13 protein-coding genes are annotated in these 14,054 nt (G+C 72.6%); 3 read left to right on the top strand and 10 right to left on the bottom strand.

The genetic code is table 11. From position 1 onward, the window contains the following. Positions 1-94: 94 nt before the first annotated feature. The 5 genes from JNO44_RS29780 to JNO44_RS29760 form a co-directional block, all read right to left on the bottom strand. Positions 95-1,192, bottom strand: coding sequence for a cell division initiation protein (locus tag JNO44_RS29780; protein ID WP_205366812.1), 1,098 nt, complete (start codon positions 1,190-1,192; stop codon positions 95-97). A gap of 128 nt (positions 1,193-1,320) precedes the next feature. Beyond that, positions 1,321-1,833, bottom strand: a complete 513-nt coding sequence (gene coaD, locus JNO44_RS29775) for a pantetheine-phosphate adenylyltransferase (RefSeq protein ID WP_039632444.1) — start codon at positions 1,831-1,833, stop codon at positions 1,321-1,323. Continuing rightward, positions 1,830-2,429, bottom strand: coding sequence for a 16S rRNA (guanine(966)-N(2))-methyltransferase RsmD (rsmD, locus tag JNO44_RS29770; RefSeq protein ID WP_039632446.1), 600 nt, complete (start codon positions 2,427-2,429; stop codon positions 1,830-1,832). Before rsmD ends, coaD begins: the two co-directional genes overlap by 4 nt. 175 nt (positions 2,430-2,604) lie before the next feature. Then, positions 2,605-5,592, bottom strand: a complete 2,988-nt coding sequence (locus tag JNO44_RS29765) for a helicase-related protein (protein WP_205366811.1) — start codon at positions 5,590-5,592, stop codon at positions 2,605-2,607. Between the two features lie 107 nt (positions 5,593-5,699). Then, the gene (locus JNO44_RS29760; protein ID WP_420882702.1) at positions 5,700-7,400 is read right to left on the bottom strand and encodes a DAK2 domain-containing protein; all 1,701 of its coding nucleotides are present in this window, start codon (positions 7,398-7,400) and stop codon (positions 5,700-5,702) included. A 206-nt stretch (positions 7,401-7,606) separates the two neighbouring features. On the opposite strand from JNO44_RS29760, the gene rpmB reads away from it, so the two are divergent. Next, positions 7,607-7,792 (top strand): 50S ribosomal protein L28, encoded by a 186-nt coding sequence (gene rpmB / locus JNO44_RS29755; RefSeq protein ID WP_043266286.1) that lies wholly within the window; start codon positions 7,607-7,609, stop codon positions 7,790-7,792. A gap of 138 nt (positions 7,793-7,930) precedes the next feature. Here rpmB and thiD read toward each other — a convergent pair whose 3' ends face one another. Continuing rightward, a complete protein-coding gene (gene thiD, locus JNO44_RS29750; RefSeq protein WP_205366810.1) occupies positions 7,931-8,749 on the bottom strand; it encodes a bifunctional hydroxymethylpyrimidine kinase/phosphomethylpyrimidine kinase in 819 nt (272 codons plus the stop codon). Positions 8,750-8,758: 9 nt separating this feature from the next. Further along, on the bottom strand, positions 8,759-9,727 hold the full coding sequence (locus tag JNO44_RS29745) for a thiamine-phosphate kinase (RefSeq protein ID WP_073447670.1): 969 nt from the start codon (positions 9,725-9,727) through the stop codon (positions 8,759-8,761). 157 nt (positions 9,728-9,884) lie between these two features. Here JNO44_RS29745 and JNO44_RS29740 point away from each other — a divergent pair, with 157 nt between their 5' ends. Next, the gene (locus JNO44_RS29740; RefSeq protein WP_039632455.1) at positions 9,885-10,118 is read left to right on the top strand and encodes an Lrp/AsnC family transcriptional regulator; all 234 of its coding nucleotides are present in this window, start codon (positions 9,885-9,887) and stop codon (positions 10,116-10,118) included. Between the two features lie 9 nt (positions 10,119-10,127). Beyond that, positions 10,128-10,622 (top strand): DUF3515 domain-containing protein, encoded by a 495-nt coding sequence (locus JNO44_RS29735; RefSeq protein WP_205366809.1) that lies wholly within the window; start codon positions 10,128-10,130, stop codon positions 10,620-10,622. A gap of 201 nt (positions 10,623-10,823) precedes the next feature. Here JNO44_RS29735 and JNO44_RS29730 read toward each other — a convergent pair whose 3' ends face one another. The 3 genes from JNO44_RS29730 to JNO44_RS29720 all read right to left on the bottom strand — a co-directional run bounded on the left by JNO44_RS29730 (position 10,824) and on the right by JNO44_RS29720 (position 13,919). After that, a complete protein-coding gene (locus tag JNO44_RS29730) occupies positions 10,824-11,960 on the bottom strand; it encodes a D-alanine--D-alanine ligase family protein (protein ID WP_205366808.1) in 1,137 nt (378 codons plus the stop codon). Positions 11,961-12,054: 94 nt separating this feature from the next. Then, positions 12,055-13,056 (bottom strand): NAD(P)H-dependent glycerol-3-phosphate dehydrogenase, encoded by a 1,002-nt coding sequence (locus JNO44_RS29725; protein WP_073447667.1) that lies wholly within the window; start codon positions 13,054-13,056, stop codon positions 12,055-12,057. After that, the gene (locus tag JNO44_RS29720; RefSeq protein ID WP_205366807.1) at positions 13,053-13,919 is read right to left on the bottom strand and encodes a lysophospholipid acyltransferase family protein; all 867 of its coding nucleotides are present in this window, start codon (positions 13,917-13,919) and stop codon (positions 13,053-13,055) included. Before JNO44_RS29720 ends, JNO44_RS29725 begins: the two co-directional genes overlap by 4 nt. Positions 13,920-14,054: the final 135 nt, after the last annotated feature.

Genomic DNA, 14,054 nt, shown 5'->3' with positions numbered 1-14,054 from the left:
CGGGCATACACGCGACCGAACAGCCAGGATACTGGACGGCCCCCGATAGGCCCAATCCGCCCCGTCGCCCCTCGGCCACGGAGGCCGGCGGTGCCTAGTGGCGGCCCTCTTCGTACTGCCGCAGCTGGTCGAGGTTGATCAGACTGGTGTCGAAGAGGCTGGTCTCGTCCAGGGCGGCGGGCTGGGTGCCGGGGGCCTGGGGAACGTGCTGGGGCTGCTGGGGCAGCTGCGACGGCTGGTAGCCGACGCCCGCGTCATAGCCCTGCTGCGGCACCTGGCCGGCCGACTGCTGCCAGTCGTAGCCGTAGAGGTCCTGGTGCTGGGCGTAGGGGACCTGCTCGGTGTGCTGCTGGTAGGAGTAGCCGTCCGACTGCTGGTAGGCGACGGCCTGGCCGTCGTAGTAGCCGGGCTGCGGGTCGTGGATCGTCTCCTGGGGCACCGCCTGCGGGGCCTCCTGAAGCGGGGTGACGCCCGCCAGGCCGGCGAGGTAGTCCGCGTCGGCCTGCGGCGGGGCGGCAGTGTGCGGGTCGCTCTGGGCGGCGAGGTGGTCGGCGAGCTCGTCGATCGGGCGGGCGCCCTGGAGCTTGTCCCGGCCGCGGCCGACCGCCTCCAGGGTCTTGGTCAGGACGGCCTGAAAGGCACCGAACTTGGCGTCCACATAGGTGTCGGCGCGCTGCTTGAGGGTTTCCGGGTCGGCGCTGCGCTCGGGGGCCTCGACGTCCTCGTGGCCCATTTCGTCGAGGCCGGGGCCGCGACCGAGCAGCTTCTCCCGGCCGCGGTCGACCGCGCCGATGGTCTTGGTGAGCACGACCTCGAAGTTGGCGAGCTTGCTGTCGACGTAGTCGTCGGCCTGGATGCGGATCTCCTCGGCCTCCTGGCGGGCCTCGGCCAGGACGCGGTCCGCCTCGTCCTGGGCCCGTCGGACCACCTCGGTGTCCGAGATCAGCGAACCGCGCTGGCTGTGCGCGGACTCGATGATCCGCTCGGCCTCGGCGCGGGCCTCCTCCACCATCTGCTCGCGCCCGCCGAGGAGTTCCTGCGCCTGGGCCAGGGAACCGGGCAGCGCGCCGCGCACTTCCTCCAGCATGGCGAGCAGCTCGGCGCGGTTGACCACGCACGAGGCCGACATGGGCACGGACCGGGCGCTGCCGACGGCTGCGACGATGTCGTCGAGCTTCTTCTGGACGTCCACCTTGGACTCGCCACTCTCTGCAGGATGGTAGGGACGGAACGGGACGACTGTACGGCCAGGATCCCCCGCCCCGACACCTGCTGACGAACCGTCAGAACAGGGTCGGTCCTACCGCACCGGGTGCCGGGTCACGGCTTCTTGCGGAGCCGTTCGGTCAGTGCCTCCAGGACGAACGGCGGAACCAGGTGGGAGACGTCGCCGCCCCAGGCCGCGACCTCCTTGACCAGGCTGGAGGAGAGGAAGCTGTAGGTGGGGTTGGTCGGCACGAAGAGCGTCTCCACCCCGGAGAGGCCGTTGTTCATCTGGGCCATCTGGAGTTCGTAGTCGAAGTCGCTGACCGCGCGCAGGCCCTTGACGATGGCCGGGATGTCGCGCTGCTTGCAGAAGTCGACGAGCAGGCCGTGGAACGCCTCGACCTCGACGTTGCCGTAATCGGCGGTGGCCCGCCGGATCAGGTCGATCCGCTCCTCGACCGTGAACAGGCCCTGCTTGGACTGGTTGATCATGACGGCGACATGGACGACGTCGTACAGCTTGGAGGCCCGGGCGATGATGTCCAGGTGCCCGTTGGTGATGGGGTCGAAGGACCCCGGACAGACGGCGCGGCGCAACTTCGTCTCCTCGCTCTCCGGTCCGTTCATGACAGGGTTGCTGACGTCGGTTCGGCGGAAGCCGAAGCGGCGCGACCGTACCAAAGCGTCCCCTCGCCGTAGCGACGGGCCCTGATCGCTTCGAATCCGTCCGGCCAGGTGAACGTGCCGCCCCGGGTACTCCGCTCCACGGTGACGAGTGCCTCCGCGGCAAGCCACCCCTGACCACGGAGTGTGAGCAGAATCTCGCGGAGTTCGGCGTCGCCGACCGCGTACGGCGGGTCCAGGAAGACGACGTCGTACGGCTCGCCGGGGGCCGGGGTCGCGGCGGTCTGCTCGGCCTTGCCGGGGCGGACCTCCGCGCCGGGCAGGCCGACCGCCTTGACGTTCTCCCGGATGGTGCGGACGGCGCGGGGATCGGCCTCGACCAGCAGGACGTGCGCGGCGCCGCGGGAGAGCGCCTCCAGGCCGACCGCGCCGGAACCGCCGTAGAGGTCGAGCACCCGGGCACCGGCCAGCGGGCCGTCGAGCGACTCCCAGGTGGAGAACATGCCCTCGCGCGCGCGGTCGGAGGTCGGGCGGGTGCCGTTGCCCGGTGGTACGGCGAGGCGGCGGCCGCCGGCCTTACCGGCGATCACGCGGGTCATGGGCCCGTCCTTACGTTGAGCGTGGTCGGAGAGGGGCGGGGCCCGGTGGACTCCGCTCTCCCACGATATGTCCGTCCCCCGCGGGGCGGGTCCGCCCCCGGCACCGCCCGACCGTGATCGTTCTCACGGGCCGGGTGCGCTCGGCCGATGCCCACGGCTCGACCTTTGTCCGGATTCAGCCCTTGTCCAGATAGCTCTCCCGTTCGTCGTCCAACAGGGCGGACAGCGCGGTCCGCAGTTCGGGGCAGCCGGCCAGCTCCGGGTCGGCGGCGACCAGGGCGGTGGCCTCCTCACGGGCCGCGGTGATCACCTCCTCGTCGTCGATGACCGCGAGCATCCGCAGTGAGGAGCGGACGCCGGACTGCGCCTGGCCCAGGACGTCGCCCTCGCGCCGCTGTTCCAGGTCGATGCGGGAGAGTTCGAAGCCGTCGAGGGTGGCGGCGACCGCGGCGAGCCGGGCGCGGGCCGGGCTGGCCTCGGGCATCTCGCTGACCAGCAGGCACAGGCCGGGCGCCGCGCCACGGCCGACCCGGCCGCGGAGCTGGTGGAGCTGGGAGACGCCGAAGCGGTCCGCGTCCATGATCACCATGACGGTGGCGTTGGGGACGTTGACGCCGACCTCGATGACCGTGGTGGCGACCAGCACGTCCAACTCGCCGGCGGCGAACCGGCGCATCACGTCGTCCTTGTCGTCCGGGGCCATCCGGCCGTGCAGCACCGCCACCCGCAGGCCGGCGAGCGGGCCCTTGCCCAGTTGCTCGGCGATGTCGAGGACGGCCAGCGGGGGGCGCTTCTCGGCCAGGTCCTCCGGTGAACTCGGCTGCGCCGCCGGGTCCTTGGCCTTCTTCCCCTTGGGCGCGGGGGCCTCCTCGTCGTCGCCGATCCGCGGGCAGACCACATACGCCTGGTGGCCGGCGGCCACCTCCTCGCGGACCCGCTCCCAGGCGCGGGCGAGGAAGTGCGGCTTGTCCTTGGCGGGCACCACATGGCTGGCGATCGGCGAGCGGCCGGCGGGGAGCTGGTCCAGCACCGAGGTCTCCAGATCGCCGAAGACGGTCATGGCGACCGTCCGCGGAATCGGCGTCGCGGTCATCACCAGCAGGTGCGGCGGTTGCTTGCCCTTGGAGCGCAGGGCGTCGCGCTGCTCGACACCGAAGCGGTGCTGCTCGTCGACGACCACCAGGCCCAGGTCCTGGAACTGCACCACGTCCTCGATCAGCGCATGCGTCCCGATCACGACGCCGGCCTCGCCGGTGACCAGGTCGAGCAGCGCCTGCCGGCGGGCCGCGGCGCCCATCGAACCGGTCAGCAGCACCACCTTGGTGCCCTGCTCCGCGCCGCCCAGCATGCCGCCCTCGGCCAAGTCGCCCATCATCTCGGTGACGGAGCGGTGGTGCTGCTGGGCCAGCACCTCGGTGGGGGCGAGCATCGCCGCCTGGCCACCGCTGTCGACGACGCCGAGCATGGCGCGCAGCGCGACCATGGTGTTGTGGGTGACCGTGAAGTGGTCGGTCACATAGGCGTGGGAGGGGTGCGCGACGCTGATGCACTGGACGGGCCTGCGGCCGACGTGCTCGACGGCCAGGACGGTGCGCCGGAAGGCGTCGCCGCCGGCCCCTTCCTCCGGGACCGCGACCGTGACGTCGTGACCGCCGCCGGCCGCCGGGGCGCTGCGGGCCGTGCCGCCCAGGGAGCGCGCCAGCCAGGCGAGGTCGGCGGCCAACGGGGCCGGGGCGGCGCGGAAGACCCGGACGGCACCGTCGGCGCCGAGGGGTTCGCCCCCGGCGTCCAACAGGCCGGCGAGCAGCGCCCGGCGGTCCTTGACGGGGGCGTTGCGGTAGGCGTCGGGGACGGCGCGGCCGGCCGGCGCGGCACCGCCCGCGCCCACGGTGCGGCCCAGCTCGTACGCGTCGAGCGGGCGCGGGCCGCCGTCGTCGAGGTCCACCGGGGTGGCCGGGGCGATCGACCAGCGCGGCCGGCCGTCGCCGTCCAGCAGGTCGGCCCGCAGCGCGCGGGTGGTCAGCACCCGCTCCCCCGTGGCCCGGGACGAGACGATCCACAGGTGCTCGTCGTCGCACTCGACGGTGCTGCCGTCGGACAGCACCAACCGCCACACCTCCCGCTCGCCCTGCGGGAACACCCCGTCCACCAGGGCGGTCCCGCCGCTGGGCACCACCACTTCGGTGCCCGGCGCCATCTCTCCCATGGGGCGGAAGCCGCGCGGGGTGAGCACCAGGGCGTCCAGCGGCTGGGCCTTGCCGGAGCCGACCTCGCCCTGGAGGAGGCGGTGCATCGGGTGCTCGGTCGCCAGGTCGTCGAAGATCTCCCGGCTGACCTTGGTCTGACCCTCGGTGAGCGTGAAGGGCAGCCGGGCGTCGAACGCGTCGAGGATGCCGCCGGGGGTCAACCTCCGTGGTACGGCGGGGAGTTGGGAGTCGGCGAAGCGGCGGCGGGCGAGCGCGACCTGCAGGACGAACGCCTCGTCCCACTTCAGCCGGGCCCGGGCGTCGGCGATGTCGGCCTTGGTGCCGGGGCGGTGGATCTTCAGCAGCGCCTCGGTGAGCGGGATCAGGGCGCGGCCCTCGCGCAGCCCCGGGGGCAGCGGGTCCACCGCGTCCTGGGCGCTGGGCAGCACCGCGTCCACCGCCTTGGCGATCTTCCAGGAGGCCATCTGCTGGCACGCCGGGTAGATCGGCATGAGCTGATTGGCGAAGGCGTCGACGGCGCCGTTGTCGGCGTCCCGGTCGAGGAGTTCGTATTCGGGGTGGGCCAGTTGGAGCTTACGGTTGAAGACCGAGACCTTGCCCGCGAACATCGCGCGCCTCCCGGGCAGCAGGTCCTTGTGCGGCTTGTGGATGCCCTTGCCGAAGAAGACCAGCTGGAGGCGGCCGCTGCCGTCCGTGAGCGTCACCTCCAGCCGCTGTCCGCGGCCGTGGTTGAAGGTGAGGACGCGGGCGTCGGCGACCTGGGCGACGACCGTGACGTGCTCGTCCAGCGGCAGGTCGGAGAGCCGGGTCAGCTCACCACGCTCGGCATAGCGCCGCGGATAGTGGTGCAGCAGATCGCCGACCGTTTCCAGGCCGAGGTGTTCGGCCAGGACCTTCGCGGTGGTGCCGCCGAGGATTTTCTTCAGGGGTTCGTCGAGCGCTGCCACGCGTTCCATTGCACACCACGCCACTGACAACGAGCCACCGACGCCGCTTTCCGCGGCCGGAATTCCGGAACCGGACGGCATTCCGGGCGGCCTTCTCGATACCCCGGTACGGCGCGCTATTCCACGCCGATCAACAGCGGCGCCGCGTATTCGCCGCCTTCGTAGACGACGGTGTCCACCGCGAGATGGCGTTCGCGCACATGCCGCTCCAGCCGTTCGCCGAGTGCCTCGGGGACGTCCGCGCCGAGGACCAGGGTGACCAGTTCGCCGCCGGCGGAGAGCATCCGGTCGAGCACCGTCATCGCGGTGCGGGCCAGGTCGGGCCCGATCACCGCGACATCGCCGTCGATCAGGCCGAGCACGTCGCCGGCCTGGCAGACCCCGGCCATCGTCCAGGACTGGTGCTCGGCGACGGCCAGCTCGGCGTAGCGGGTGGCGCCGGCCGCCGCGGTCATCGCGACCACGTCCTCGTCGAAGCTGCGGCCCGGCTCGTGCACCGCCAGCGCGGCGAGGCCCTGGACGGCGGAGCGGGTGGGGATGACGGCGACCCGTACACCCTCGGCCCGGGCCTGTTCGGCGGCGGCCGCCGCGGTGTGCCGCAGCTCGGGGTCGTTGGGCAGCAGCATCACCTCGCGGGCGCGGGCCTGCCGGATCGCCTGGACCAGTTCGCCGCTGGCCGGCGGCTCCCCGGGGCGTACCGTCACCGCCGTCGCACCGGCCTCGGTGCAGAGTCCGGCGAGCCCGGCGCCCGGCACCACCGCGACGACGGCCCGGGCCGCCAGCGCGGGCTCCTTGCCCCGGGGGCCCGCGCCGAAGTGGGTGATCCGGATCCGGTACGGCCGGCCGGCCTCGATGCCGGCCTCCACCGCGGCCCCGGCGTCGTCGACGTGCACATGGACGTTCCACAGGCCGTCCCCACCGACCACCACCAGCGAGTCGCCGAGCCGGTCGAGCCGGGCCCGCAGCCGGGCCACCTCGGCGTCCCCTGCCTCCAGCAGGTAGATCACCTCGAAGGCGGGCCCGCCGGCATGCGGGTCGGCACAGCCCTCCGCCGTCGCGTCCCCCACGCCCGCCACCGCGCAGCCGAACGGCTCGGGCGGCGGGCCGCCGGCCCGTACGGCGACGGGGACCGCGGTGACCTCCCCGGACAGGGCGTCGGCGAGCGCACCCAACAGGGCCACCAGCCCGCAGCCGCCGGCGTCCACCACCCCCGCCTTTCCCAGCACCGCGAGCTGGCCGGGCGTGGCCTCCAGCGCCTCGGCCGCGCCCCGGTGGGCGGCCCGGGCGACCTCCGCGACCCCGGTGGCCCCGCCGGCGGTCCGCTCGGCGGCGCCGGCCGCGGCGGTCGCCACGGTCAGCACGGTGCCCTCCACGGGGTGCGCGACCGCCTCGTAGGCCGCCGTCGCGGCCCGGCGCAGCGCCCGCCGCAGTGCCTCCGCGGCGCCCGTCTCCCCGGCCGGGGCGGCGACCAGCACCTGGGCCATGCCGCGCAGCAGCTGGGCCAGGATGGTGCCGGAGTTGCCGCGCGCCCCGATGAGGGCGCCGTGCGCCATCGCGCCCACGGCGTCGGCGAGCGCGGGCGCGGTGCCGGCGGAACCGTGGCCGTCGAAGGCGGCCTCGACCGCGCGGGCGGCCGATTCCAGCGTCAGGTAGAGGTTGGTGCCGGTGTCGCCGTCGGCGACCGGGTAGACGTTGATCGCGTCGATCCGCTCGCGTTCCCGTCCGAGCGCCTCCAGGGCCAACCCGCACCAGGTGCGGACGGCGACGGCGTCGAGCGGGTAGGGCACGTCGTCCTCCTGGAGGGTCGCGGGATGCACCCGCACAGTAGTCGCGGTCCGGTGGGGAGGCCGGGGCGGGGGCCGGAGGGTGCGTGATAGTTTCGTCCAGAGGGAGCGGCCGTTGTATGCTGCTCCGGTTGCCCGATGAAAATCGGGCCATTCCTCTCCTGTCGGCGCCGGCACGGCTATGCACTCGGTCCGACAGGCTCTCACCGTAAGTGCATCTGAAGTCTTTGGAGTGACCCGTGGCTGCCAACTGCGACGTCTGCGGCAAGGGGCCGGGCTTCGGCAAGAGTGTCTCGCACTCGCACCGCCGCACCAACCGTCGTTGGAACCCCAACATCCAGACGGTTCGTGCAGTGGTCGGGCGCACGCCGAAGAAGCTGAACGCCTGCACCTCGTGCATCAAGGCCGGCAAGGTCTCGCGCTGACGACTTAGCCGTAGCGCAGCCCCTCCGGTTGCTTATGGAGCCGGTCCACCTCGGTGGGCCGGCTTCTGCCATTGCTCCCGGAAACCGCCGTTGCTCCGGTGAGCCCGGGGAGCACCGCGGCCGGCGCCCGCCCCGTGGTCAGTTCCCGCCGTGCAGCCGCCACCCGTGGTCGACGGGTCCGATGCCCGCGCCCAGCCGGAAGCCGGCCGCGATGGCGCCGGTGACGTACTCCTTCGCCGCCGCGGCGGCCTGCGGGACGGTGTCCCCCTGGGCGAGCCGGGCGGCCAGGGCGCTGGCGAGGGTGCATCCGGTGCCGTGGGTGTGCCGGTTGTCGTGACGGGGGGCGCGCAGCCAGTGCTCCTGGCTGCCGTCGGTGAGCAGATCCACCGCGTCGCCGGCCGCGTCCGCCGCGTCGGACGGCAGGTGGCCGCCCTTGATGAGCACCCAGCGCGGCCCGCACGTCAGGATCGCGTCGGCGGCCCGGCGCATCCCGTCCGCGGTGTGCACCCGTATACCGGTGAGCTGTGTCACCTCGTCGAGGTTGGGGGTGGCGACCGTCGCGGTGGGCAGCAGCTTGCTGCGGACCGCGTCCAGCGCGGAGGCGGCGAGCAGGGCGTCGCCGTGCTTGGAGACGCCGACGGGGTCGATCACGACCGGGACGGTGAGCTCGGCGAGCAGTTCCGCGACGGTTTCCACGAGCGCGGCCGAGGAGAGCATCCCGGTCTTCACGGCCTGGACGCCGATGTCGTCGACGACGCTGCGGAACTGGGCGCGCACCGCCTCGACGGGCAGTTCCCACGCGCCCTGGACGCCCAGGGAGTTCTGGGCGGTGACGGCGGTGAGCACGCTCATGCCGTGGGTGCCCAGCGCCAGCATCGTCTTCAGGTCGGCCTGGATGCCCGCACCGCCGCCGGAGTCGGAGCCGGCGACGGTCAGCACGCGGGGAGGTGTCTGCATGCCGCGAATCTACTCGGCGTCCCCGTTGTCGCCGAAGTGGTCCCAGCCGGCCTTGGCCCAGGGGGCGCCGTCCACCGTCACCTGGGGCAGCGCCGAGGGGTTGAGGACCTCGCCGATCACCTTCCAGCGGGCGGGCAGCTTCACGTCGGGCGGGAAGGTGGCCACGATGGCGTGGTCCTCGCCGCCGTTGAGCACCCACTGCATCGGGTCCACGCCGACCGCCGTGCCGATGTCGGACATCTGCGAGGGGATGTCGATGTTGGCCGAGCGCAGGTCGATGCGGACCTTGCTGGCCTCGGCGATGTGCCCGAGGTCGGCGACGAGGCCGTCGCTGACGTCGGTCATGGCGGTGGCGCCGAGCCCCGCGGCGGCCGGGCCGGCGTGGTAGGGCGGTTCGGGACGGCGGTGGGCCTCCACAAAGGCGCGCGGGGAGCGGAAGCCGCGGGTGAGCACCGCGTGGCCGGCGGCGGACCAGCCGAGCCAGCCGGTGACCGCGACCACGTCGCCGGGCTGGGCGCCGGCCCGGGTCACCGGCTCCTGGTTGCGCAGGTCGCCGAGGGCGGTGATGGCAACGGTGATGGTGTCGCCGCGGACGACGTCCCCGCCGACCACCGCGGCGCCGGCCACCTGGCATTCGTCGCGCAGCCCGTCCATCAGCTCGGTGGCCCAGGTCGCGGGGAGTTCGGCGGGGACGACCAGGCCGAGCAGGATCGCGGTGGGCACCGCGCCCATCGCCGCGATGTCGGCGAGGTTCTGCGCGGCGGCCTTGCGGCCCACGTCGTAGGCGGTGGACCAGTCGCGGCGGAAGTGCCGTCCTTCGAGGAGAATGTCGGTACTGGCGACGACCCTGCGGTCCGGCGCGGTGACCACCGCGGCGTCGTCCCCCGGCCCGATCCGTACGGCGGGAGTGGAGGTGAGCCGGGAGGTGAGCTCTCTGATAAGCCCGAACTCCCCCAGCTCGCCCACGGTGCCCTTCATGCTGTTGCCCTTCCCATGTGTACGGACGGTCCGTACGTGGCTGACGACTGCGCCGCGCTGGCCCTGTTCACCGCGCGGGTCTCCCCGCTCCGCTCGGTGACGCGGTACCGTGGCGTCCCTTCTTCCCACATGATCCTCGTAGCCGCCTGGAGGTTCCGTGGTACAGGCTTACATCCTGATCCAGACCGAGGTCGGCAGAGCCTCGGCGGTGGCGGAGGTGATCGCGAAGATCCCCGGCGTGCTGACGGCCGAGGATGTGACCGGCCCCTATGACGTCATCGTGCGCGCGCAGGCGGACACTGTCGATGAGCTGGGCCGCATGGTGGTCGCGAAGGTCCAGCAAGTGGAAGGCATCACGCGGACGCTCACCTGCCCGGTGGTCCATATCTAGCTCCCCCGTATGCTCGGCCGGGTGATACGCGCGAGACACCGGTACCTGGCCGCCCTGCCCCTGCTCGTCACGGTGTCCGCGGTGGCGGGTTGTTCGTCCGCCCCGGAGGTGGCCGCGCCGTCCCCGACGGATGAGGCCGCACAACACTGCCGGGCACTCCACCGGGACCTGCCACGGACCGTGGACGGGCTGGAACGGGGTACCGCCGAGCCGGTCTCGGACTTCACTGCCATATGGGGCGATCCTGCCGTGGTGCTGCGCTGCGGGGTGCCCAAGCCGGAGGTGCTCAGGCACGGGAGTGAACATTACAACCCCAACCCCGACTCGGCGGAAGTCGACGGCGTCGAGTGGCTCTTCGAGAAGCAGGACGACGGCTACCGCTTCACGACGGTGCTGCGGAAGGTCTACGTCGAGGTGACCGTGCCGGGGAAGTACGCCCCGGAGGTCAACGTGCTGCCCGATCTCGCGAGCGCGGTGGGGAAGGCCATCCCGGCCGGGATCTAGCCGGCGCGCACCCAGCGGGCCCGTACCGCGGTGCCCGCGCGGCCGTCCGCCCCGGCGGCGTACCGACCGCCACCGCCACGGACCACTGCAGTCGCCGCACCCGGCCGCACACCGGAATACCGCCCACCCCGGCCGCGTTGGGCCCCGCAAGGGGCGCACCCGTCCCCTAGGGGATCCGTTCGCCCGCCCCCCGGGGGCCGTTCAGCGCAGCCCCGTGGAGCGTCCCAGGGCCGCCTGCAGCAGCCGGTCGATGAGTTCCGGGTAGCTGACGCCGCTCTCCTGCCACATCCGCGGGTACATCGAGATGGGCGTGAAGCCGGGCAGCGTGTTGATCTCGTTGATCACGAACTCGCCGTTGTCCTGGAGGAAGAAGTCCGCGCGGACCAGGCCCTCGCAGGACGCCGCCTCGAAGGCCGCGATCGCCAGTTCCTGGATCTCGGCGGCCTGCCCGGGGGTCAGCGGCGCCGGCACGATGCCGGCGGCCGAGTCGATGTACTTGGCCTCGAAGTCGTAGAAGTCGTGGGCGGTGACCGGCGGGATCTCGGCCGGGACGCTGGCCCGCGGGCCGTCCTCGAACTCCAGCACCCCGCACTCGATCTCCCGGCCGCGCAGCAGCGACTCCACGATAATCTTGGGGTCGTGGCGCCGCGCCTCCTCGATCGCCTCGTCGAGCCCGGCCAGGTCGTCGACCTTGCTGATGCCCATCGACGAGCCGGCCCGGGCGGGCTTCACGAACAGCGGCCAGCCGTGCTCCCCGGCGAAGTCCACGATCTTCCTGCGGGCCGCCGCGGGGTCGTTCTCCCACTCGCGCGGGCGGATGACCTCGTACGGGCCGACCGGCAGCCCGAAGGAGGTGAACACCCGCTTCATGTAGTCCTTGTCCTGGCCGACGGCCGAGGCGAGCACGCCGGAGCCGACGTAGGGCACCCCGGACAGCTCCAGCAGGCCCTGGAGCGTGCCGTCCTCGCCGTACGGGCCGTGCAGCACGGGGAAGACGACGTCGACCTCGCCGAGCGCCTTGGGGACCGCTCCCGGCTCGCTGTAGACGACCTCACGGGAGGTGGGGTCGGCGGAGAGCACCACCGTGCCGTCGCCGCCCTCGGCGAGGTCGGCCACGCTGGGCAGCGTCCGGTCCGTGATCGCCATCCGCGCGGGATCGTCGGCGGTCAGCGCCCAGCGTCCGTCGGGCGTGATGCCGATGGGCAGCACGTCGTACTTGTCGCGGTCGATGGCGGCCAGCACGGCTCCGGCGGTGACCACGGAGATGGCGTGCTCGGAGCTGCGGCCGCCGAACACGACGGCGACGCGGGGCTTGTGGGAGGAAGTCTCGCTGCTCATATCGGCTTGAGGGTACCTGCTGGTAGGGGCCGCGGCAGTGCTGCTGCGGCCATCGGTGGCCCGGCGGGGCGGGGGCGGGGTGACGAGCGGGCGGTCAGTGGCGCTCGGGCTTGGCGCTGCGGGACATCAGCTCCTTGAGGGCCACCAGCGGCGGCTTGCCCTCGTGGACGATCTCCACCACGGTCTCGGTGAGCGGCATGTCGACGCCGTGCCGGCGGGCCAGATCCAGCACGGACTCGCAGGACTTGACGCCCTCCGCGGTCTGCTTGGTGACCGCGATGGTCTCCGCCAGGGACATGCCGCGGCCGAGGTTGGTGCCGAAGGTGTTGTTGCGGGAGAGCGGCGAGGAGCAGGTGGCGACGAGGTCGCCCATGCCGGCCAGGCCCGCGAAGGTGTGCGCGTCGGCGCCCATCGCCAGGCCGAGCCGGGTGGTCTCGGCGAGCCCGCGGGTGATCAGGGACGCCTTGGCGTTGTCGCCCAGGCCCATGCCGGTGGCGATGCCGACCGCGAGCGCGATGACGTTCTTGACCGCGCCGCCCAGTTCGCAGCCCACCACGTCGGTGTTGGTGTACGGGCGGAAGTACGCGGTGTGGCAGGCGGTCTGCAGGCGCTGGGCGACGGACTCGTCGGCGCAGGCCACGACGGCCGCGGCGGGCTGCCGGGCGGCGACCTCCTTGGCGAGGTTGGGGCCGGTCAGCACCGCGACGCGTTCCGCGGGGACCTTGGCGACCTCCTCGATGACCTCGCTCATGCGCTTGGCGGTGCCCAGTTCGACGCCCTTCATCAGCGAGACCAGGACCGTGTCGGAGGGCAGCAGGGGCGCCCACTCGGCGAGGTTGGCGCGCAGCGTCTGGGAGGGCACGGCGAGGACGGTGAAGTCCGCGCCCCGGGCGGCCTCGGCGGGGTCGGTGGTGGCCCGTACGCCCGCGGGCAGTTCGACGCCCGGCAGGTAGTCCGGGTTGGTGCGGCCGGTGTTGATGGCGTCGACGAGGGTCGCTCTGCGCCCCCACAGGGTCACCTCGCATCCCGCGTCGGCGAGCACCATCGCGAATGCGGTGCCCCAGGACCCCGTGCCGAAGACGGCGCAGCGCGTCACTTGCCTTCATCCTCCTGTGCCTGCGAGTTGCTTCGGACCTGCTGCGAGGGGGCGGCCGACTCGGCCGGTTCCAGGACGGCGTCGCCGGTCCGGGCCGCCTCGGCGGCCGCGGCTGCCCGGGCGGCCTCGCGGGCGGCCCGCCGCTCCCTGGCGATTTCCTTGCGGTAGTCGAACGGTTCGGCCGGCGCGGTCTCGCCGCGGATGCCCGCCAGCTCCGCGGTGATGGCGGCCATGATCTTCTCGGTCACGGCGCGCAGCACCTCGGCGGTGGGCTCCTGACCGTAGAACTCGCTGAGGTCGACCGGCGGACCGGCCTTGACCCGCAGCGTCTTGCGCGGGAAGAGCTGGAGCTTCTTCTCCTTGGCGTAGGGCGGCATCGCCTCGTTGGCGCCCCACTGGGCGACGGGGATGACCGGGGCCTTGGTCAGCAGGGCGACCCGGGCGGCGCCGGTCTTGCCCTGCATCGGCCACTGCGCGGGGTCACGGGTGAGGGTGCCCTCGGGGTAGAAGGCGACGCATTCGCCCTTCTCGATGGCGTTCACGGCGGCCCGGAAGGCGGTGGCCGCGTCGGTGGTTTCGCGGTAGACCGGGATCTGTCCCGTTCCGCGCATCATCAGGCCGACAAAGCCGCTCTTGAAGAGTCCGGCCTTGGCGAGGAATCGGGGGACCCGCCCGGTGTTGTACTGATAGTGCGCATAGGAGAGCGGATCAAGATACGAGTTGTGGTTGACCGCGGTAATAAAACCGCCGTCGGCCGGAATGTGCTCCATTCCCCGCCAGTCCCGCTTGAACAGAACCAAGAGCGGCGGTTTGCAGATGACCGCGGCCAAGCGGTACCAGAAGCCGATTCTGCGGCGGGACACTGGGACACCCTCCTTGTGGGACCTGCGAAGCTGCTGCGAGCCGGCAGCCGCACAAGTGTCGCCCCGAGTACCCGCTATGTCGAGAACACCGTAACCCCGCCACTCCGGAAAGGTTCCGGCGGCAGGTGAGAATGA

Source organism: Streptomyces noursei (assembly GCF_016917755.1).
GTDB classification, from domain to species: Bacteria; Actinomycetota; Actinomycetes; order Streptomycetales; family Streptomycetaceae; genus Streptomyces; species Streptomyces yunnanensis.
The sequence above is the reverse complement of the archived record's forward strand: the minus strand, read 5'-3'. Positions and strand labels throughout refer to the sequence as shown.

Coding starts and splice junctions, on each gene's coding strand:
- coaD (WP_039632444.1), bottom strand. CDS start 1,833: ATGAACGGACCGGAGAGCGAGGAGACGAAGTTGCGCCGCGCCGTCTGT.
- rsmD (WP_039632446.1), bottom strand. CDS start 2,429: ATGACCCGCGTGATCGCCGGTAAGGCCGGCGGCCGCCGCCTCGCCGTA.
- JNO44_RS29765 (WP_205366811.1), bottom strand. CDS start 5,592: ATGGAACGCGTGGCAGCGCTCGACGAACCCCTGAAGAAAATCCTCGGC.
- thiD (WP_205366810.1), bottom strand. CDS start 8,749: ATGCAGACACCTCCCCGCGTGCTGACCGTCGCCGGCTCCGACTCCGGC.
- JNO44_RS29745 (WP_073447670.1), bottom strand. CDS start 9,727: ATGAAGGGCACCGTGGGCGAGCTGGGGGAGTTCGGGCTTATCAGAGAG.
- JNO44_RS29735 (WP_205366809.1), top strand. CDS start 10,128: ATGCTCGGCCGGGTGATACGCGCGAGACACCGGTACCTGGCCGCCCTG.
- JNO44_RS29730 (WP_205366808.1), bottom strand. CDS start 11,960: ATGAGCAGCGAGACTTCCTCCCACAAGCCCCGCGTCGCCGTCGTGTTC.